Genomic DNA, 6,913 nt, shown 5'->3' with positions numbered 1-6,913 from the left:
AGAAGTTAAACGAATTTATTAGTGAATTGACTTCACAAATGTTTTGTATCAAGTAAATTACTTGATGACCCTACACATTTGTTTCATCGAAACGATATTCAGTTTTCAATGATCAACAGTTGTTGTCTCGCTGACAACTTAATCTATACTACAGAAATCAATTTAATTTGTCAACAACTTTTTTTAAGCTGTTTCATTAAATTAACCTCACGTATCGCCGTTGCCGACTTGATATATACTACACACTTAAGATGAAAAAGTCAATAAAATTCTATATTTTAAATATGAATTTGTTTTCCAATAGGTAAAAAGGGATATTAAAGCCTAAAAAGGCCGTCAACCTGGTTAGATTGACGGCCTTTTACCTTGTTTATCATCAGACTTTACACAGCCTATTAGATAACATAATTATTTTCAAAATTGGTGTCCGCTAAAATAGCGCCAATTGATTTTCATCTGGCATACCATTAAGCACCCCATTATCATCCATAAATTGCAACAAAGTTTTTGAAATACCACCACGTTGTGCTAAGTCTTCTTTAGATAAGAATTCGCCTTCGGCTCTTGCAGCAACAATACGCTTTGCCACGTTGTCACCTAGCCCAGGTACCGAATTAAATGGCGCAATTAATGTGTCACCATCAATTAGCCAAGTATCTGAATCAGACTTGTATAGGTCAACCATGCTAAAGTTAATCCCACGCTCGAGGGCTTCATTAGCAATTTCGAGTACAGTCATCAAGTCCTTGTCTTTAGCAGAAGCATCATTACCTTGATGTTTAATTTCCATAATTTTAGCTTTTGTACTATTTAATCCACGTGACATTGAAACAATATCAAAATTGCTGGCACGGACTGAAAAGTATGCTGCGTAATACAACATTGGGAAATAAACTTTGAAGTATGCAATCCGCAAGGCCATCAGAACATATGCAGCGGCATGGGCGCGTGGGAACATGTATTTAATCTTCAAACCAGATTCAATATACCATTCCGGCACCCCTGCTGCGCGCATTTCAGCTTGGTATTCATCAATAATTCCTTTACCTTTACGCACTTTTTCCATAATTTGGAATGATGATTCCGGATTAACACCGTAATTGATCAAGTCGGTCATAATTTTATCACGCGTTCCAATAACCGTACCAATTGTCGCCACGCCACGTTCAATCAATTCATCAGCGTTACCACGCCAAACATCTGTTCCGTGAGATAGCCCTGATATTTGCAACAATTCAGAATAATTCTTTGGATGAGTTTCTTCCAACATCCCCCGGACAAAGGCTGTCCCGAATTCTGGCACACCTAACGTACCTGTTTTCGAAAAGATTTGGTCTTCAGTGACCCCCAGCACTTCTGGTGATGAGAATAGACTCATAACACCTGGATCGTTCATCGGGATAGTCGTTGGATCAATCCCCGACATATCCTGTAAGGCACGAATCATCGTTGGATCATCATGTCCAAGAATATCCATTTTCAAAATATTATCGTGAATTGAGTGGAAATCGAAATGAGTCGTTCGCCAAGTGGCCGACAAATCATCTGCCGGGTATTGAATGGGAGTAAAGTCATAAATTTCCATGTCATCTGGCACAATTAGAATCCCGGCCGGGTGCTGACCAGTCGTACGTTTCACACCAGTGGCTCCCATGGCCAGTCTTTCTACCTCAGCACCTCTAAACTGTTTTTCATGGTCACGTTCATAGGCTTTAACATAGCCAAAAGCTGTTTTGTCAGCAACTGTCGCAATGGTCCCTGCTCGGAAAACATTATTTTCCCCGAACAGTGATTTCATATAATTATGCGCGAAAGGCTGATAATCACCCGAAAAGTTCAAATCAATATCTGGCACTTTGTTACCCTTGAATCCCAAGAAAGTCTCGAAAGGAATATTGTGACCATCCCCAATTAACTTGGTCCCATCAATTGGACTGTAACGCTCTGGTAAATCATACCCAGATTCATAATCACGTGGATTAACAAATTCAACATAATCCCCGTTCACACTACGATAATGTGGTGGTAAGGCATTGACTTCAGTAATACCTATTAACAAAGCAATAAGTGACGAACCAACCGATCCACGTGAACCAACCAAGTAACCATCTTTATTTGATTTCGAAACAAGTCGCTGAGCAACTAAGTAGATAACCGCGAACCCGTTTTTAATAATTGAATGTAATTCTTGTTCAATTCGAGCTTCAACAACTTCAGGCAAGGGATTACCATACATGCGATACGCTGTTTCATATGATTTTTGGCGGATCTCATCATTGGCAGTCGGCATATTTGGCGGATAATTTCCCGTTTTAATAGCCTCAACATCATCAATCATATCAGCGACAACATGTGTATTATCAATCACTAATTTCTTTGCCAATTCTGGTTTCATCCAGCTAAAATCATCTAGCATTTCTTGAGTTGTTCTGAAATGCATCTCAGGTAAGCTATGGCGATTTAATGGATTAGCACCACCCTGTGAACTGATTAAGATCTTACGATAAATACTGTCTTCAGGATTTAAGTAATGAACATCTCCCGTCACGACGACCGGCTTATTTAATTCATCACCAATCTTAACAGCTTGCATCATCAGTTCACGCAAACGCGCTTCATCTTTAATTAATTCACCCTCGATTTGTGGTAAATAGTTAGCTGACGGTTGTATTTCAATATAATCATAATATTTCGCCTTATTTTTTGCGGCAGCGTATCCCTTTTGCATTAATGCTTCCCAGAATTCGCCGGAACTATCTCCCGTTCCCAATAGTAATCCTTCGCGGTACTTGTTCAACACTGAACGTGGGACGCGGGGTGTGCGATAAAGATAGTTAATATTAGATTCCGAAATCAATTTATAAAGATTTTTGACCCCGGTTTGATTTTGAACAAGGACAACCGCATGACTTGGTCGACCATGTCGCCAAGCATCATTTTCAGTCATATGATCATTTAATTGATCAGCATATGTGATGCCATACGATTCATTCGCTTCTTCCAAGAAGATTCGATTTAAATGTCCCGTTGTTTCCGAATCAAAAATTGCACGGTGGTGTTGTTCTAGTAGAACGCCAAAATGCTTGGCCAACGTATTCAAACGATACGAACGCATATTAGGATATAAGAAACGCGCTAAGGTTAATGTATCAATAACTGGATTAGTAATTGAGCCCATACCATGACGTTCATACCCTTCATTCATGAAGCCCATATCAAAGGTCACATTATGACCGACCAAAATAGCATCCCCATAGAATTCACGGAAGGCCGCAAAAACTTCTTGTTCTGACTTTGAACCTTGAACCATATCATCAGTAATCGAAGTCAAATCAACGGTCGTCTGACTTAACGGGAATCCGGGATCAATAAATTCAGAAAACTCTGCTGTCACATTCCCTTTGACCATCTTAACTGCGGATAATTCAATTACCTTATCATAAGCTGCTGACAAACCAGTTGTTTCCACATCAAATACAACATATTCAGCATCATCTAAAGCTATATGGGCGGGATTAAAAATAATCGGTTCACCGTCTTCAACCAAATTAACTTCAATACCATAAATCATTTTGATATTATTATCGGCTGCAGATGATGCTGCTTCAGGGAAACCTTGTGCACCTGCAGTATCAGTGATTGCAATAGCGTCCATGCCCCAATCACTGGCTTGTTTAACATAATCTTTAATCCCATTAGTTGCATCCATCGTTGACATCAAAGAATGTGCATGCAGTTCAATACGTTTTGGATCCCCTTCGTATTTATCAACACGTGGCTCATGCTTAACGACTTGGATATCGTACGCCATCATCGTGAGATCATGTAAAAAGTCATCTTGTTGCACTGGGCCACGTGCTCGAATCCACATGCCTGCCTTAACGTTCGCAAAAAATGCTTCATCATTTTCGTCACGTGAAAATTTCTTAAGAATAAATGAGCTCGTATAGTCAGTTACTTTCATCGTCAATAGTTGACGCTCTGACTTAAGGACTTTGACTTCTGCATGAAATACATAACCTTCAACAATTACCGACCGTTCTTCGTCAATGATATTGACCATGTCAGTAATTTCAGCATCATTAGCTATCTTGCGGCCCAAATTATTACCCCCATTACCACCACTATGGTTAGGGGTATGACGTTGTTTCGCCGCTTGTTCTAATTGTACTTGGGCCATTTGAGCTAACTGCTCATCTTGCGAAGCCCGTTGAGCAATTGCCTCAGCTTGTGACTGAGCAACGAGTTCATCATCGACATTAATAACGAATGGTAAACTCTCATCGAAACCAATTTGGTGGTATGTTTGTTGAATTAAATTAAGACCTGTTTGCTGAGCATAATTTGCCCACGCCTGTGAATCAAAAGTGAGAACAAGCTGATTATTCTCAGTAACTGGCATCACTTGACTAAATGCTTGTTGAAAAGCACCTGGCTCATTTTGATGTTGTTGTAAAACCCAGCGCCAATAATCAACAGCCTGTGTCATACGTGGCTGCAAAGTTAATTTAATTTCATAATTAACAGATGCGATATTTGCAAATGTTGTTTGCAATTTACTGATCAATGTCGCTAAAGTGGTCACATCAGGCAATTCAGGTAGTGCAAAATGGAATTGCCAAACTCGTGACTGCTTATGAATCGTTAATTTGGTCAGGGTTGCTTCTTGGAAGATGTCAGGCACCTCCTCATATTGCAACTGTTGTAACAATATTCGAAATTGTTCTTGTGGGTTCAACGCCATCACTTATAACCCCTTTCATTTGTTTTACAATCTATTGCTATTATACATTGTCCATGAGTCATGGAAATATCAAATCGATGAATTAATTAATACTGAGGCACAAAAAAAGAGGAAGCAATGGGCAATTGCTTCCTCTTTTGATGATAAATAGCTCAAAGCGCTATGTCATCATCGATAATAGATATGGCTGGGCTTCCTAATCTATTATTAACGGTATACTCACATATACCAAATTTAAGGAGTAGTTGCAGGAACGGACATTCCTGCTAGGTTATGAGTAATCATTATGGGCATCGATAGGATATCTCTGTATCCCTCATCGATAATTACACTATAAAGCCATAATCTTAAAACAAGAATAAATGACCTAAATAATATTTAGTTTTTATGTCCATCTAGGAAAACTTGTAGCGTTGAAACAAGTTCATCTGCACGAACTTCAATAGCTTCATCTGCTTGACGCAACTTAACTTCAACAATACCTTCGCTCGCTTTTTTACCAATCGTTACTCGTACTGGCAAGCCAATTAAATCTGAATCAGCAAACTTTACCCCAGGACGCTCATTACGATCATCGACTAACACTTCATAACCAGCCGCTACCAAGCTATCATTTAATTCATCTGTCAACTTTGCTTGCGTTTCATTTTTGTACTTAATTGGTACCAAGTGAACATTCCATGGTGCAATAGCTGCTGGCCATGACAAACCATTTTCGTCTGCATTTTGTTCAGCAATTGCTGCCAAAAGACGTGACACACCAATACCATAAGAACCCATGATGACATCAGCTTGGCGTCCATTTGCATCCAATACTTGGGCACCCATAGCTTTAGAATAACGAGTACCTAGCTTAAAGATGTGTCCAACTTCAATTCCCTTAGTAAATTGTAGATGACCTTTATTATCAATAGCTGGGTTTCCTTCACGAGCAACACGAATATCAGTTACTTCATCAATATGGAAATCACGATCAACATTAGCATTTAAGTAATGGAAACCAGCTTCATTACCGCCAACGACAATATTAGCCATATCTGTTACCCATTCGTCGGCAATAATTTTAACTTCTTCACCAACGCCAACAGGACCTAATGATCCAAATGGTGCCCCTAAGTATTTTTGGGCTTCTTCTTCAGTTGCTAAACGTAATTCACCCGCTTGCAAATAATTTTTGACTTTCACTTCATTAACTTCATAATCACCACGAACCAAAAGCATAACAGGTTCCCCATCAGCTATCATAAACAACGTCTTGACTAGTTGGTCTTCAGCAATTTGTAAATAGTCAGCCAATTCAGAAATTGTGGCAACATCAGGGGTTGCAATCTTTTGCAAATCGGCCAATGGTGCATGTGACTTGTTTGGTGTATACAAATCTTTAGCCATCTCTAGATTCGCTGCATAATCTGATTCATCTGAATAGGCAATCGTGTCCTCACCAGCTGCTGCTGGCGCAGAAAATTCTTTAGAATCTGATCCTCCCATGGCACCAGCATCACCAACAATAACCCGATAATCCAAGCCAACACGATTGAAAATATTAACATAAGCTGATTCCATCTTCTTGTAATCATCGTCCAGACCAGCTTCATCAATTGAGAATGAATAAGCATCCTTCATAATAAATTCACGACCGCGAAGAACACCAAACCGTGGTCGATCCTCGTCACGTAGCTTTGTTTGAATTTGATAAATCGTTAATGGCAACCGCTTATATGACTTGATATCATCGCGAATCAACGTCGTCATCGTTTCTTCATGCGTTGGTCCAAGAATCATATCACGTCCATGACGATTTCTTAACTTAAACAAGTTTGGCCCATAAGTCTCATAGCGTCCTGACTCTTGCCATAATTCTGCAGGCAAAAGAACTGGTGCCGTCATTTCTGTCGCATCAACCTTTTCCATCTCTTCACGAATGATTGCTTTTATCTTGTTTAATACACGTTGTGCCAATGGCAAATACGCGTATACACCCGCTGTTACTTGGCGAACATACCCCGCACGCAACATCATTTGATGCGAAATGACTTCCGCATCTGCTGGTGTGTCACGCAACGTTGGAATAAAAACCTTTGATTGTTTCATGACTTATACCCATCCCTAATCTTTGCACAAAAAAAGCGCATTAAAATTCTTTTTCTATCTTACCACATTTGTTTATTT

General features: G+C 39.6%; 2 protein-coding genes. Both read right to left on the bottom strand.

The features are described 5' to 3' along the window. Positions 1-430: 430 nt before the first annotated feature. The gene (locus tag NGR58_RS06730; protein ID WP_258088826.1) at positions 431-4,744 is read right to left on the bottom strand and encodes a PolC-type DNA polymerase III; all 4,314 of its coding nucleotides are present in this window, start codon (positions 4,742-4,744) and stop codon (positions 431-433) included. Between the two features lie 378 nt (positions 4,745-5,122). Continuing rightward, the gene (locus tag NGR58_RS06725; protein ID WP_258088825.1) at positions 5,123-6,835 is read right to left on the bottom strand and encodes a proline--tRNA ligase; all 1,713 of its coding nucleotides are present in this window, start codon (positions 6,833-6,835) and stop codon (positions 5,123-5,125) included. Between the last annotated feature and the right edge of the window lie 78 nt (positions 6,836-6,913).

Source organism: Weissella fangxianensis, assembly GCF_024718545.1.
GTDB lineage: Bacteria > Bacillota > Bacilli > Lactobacillales > Lactobacillaceae > Weissella > Weissella fangxianensis.
Note: the sequence above shows the minus strand (reverse complement) of the source record. Positions and strands in the feature narration are given on the sequence as shown.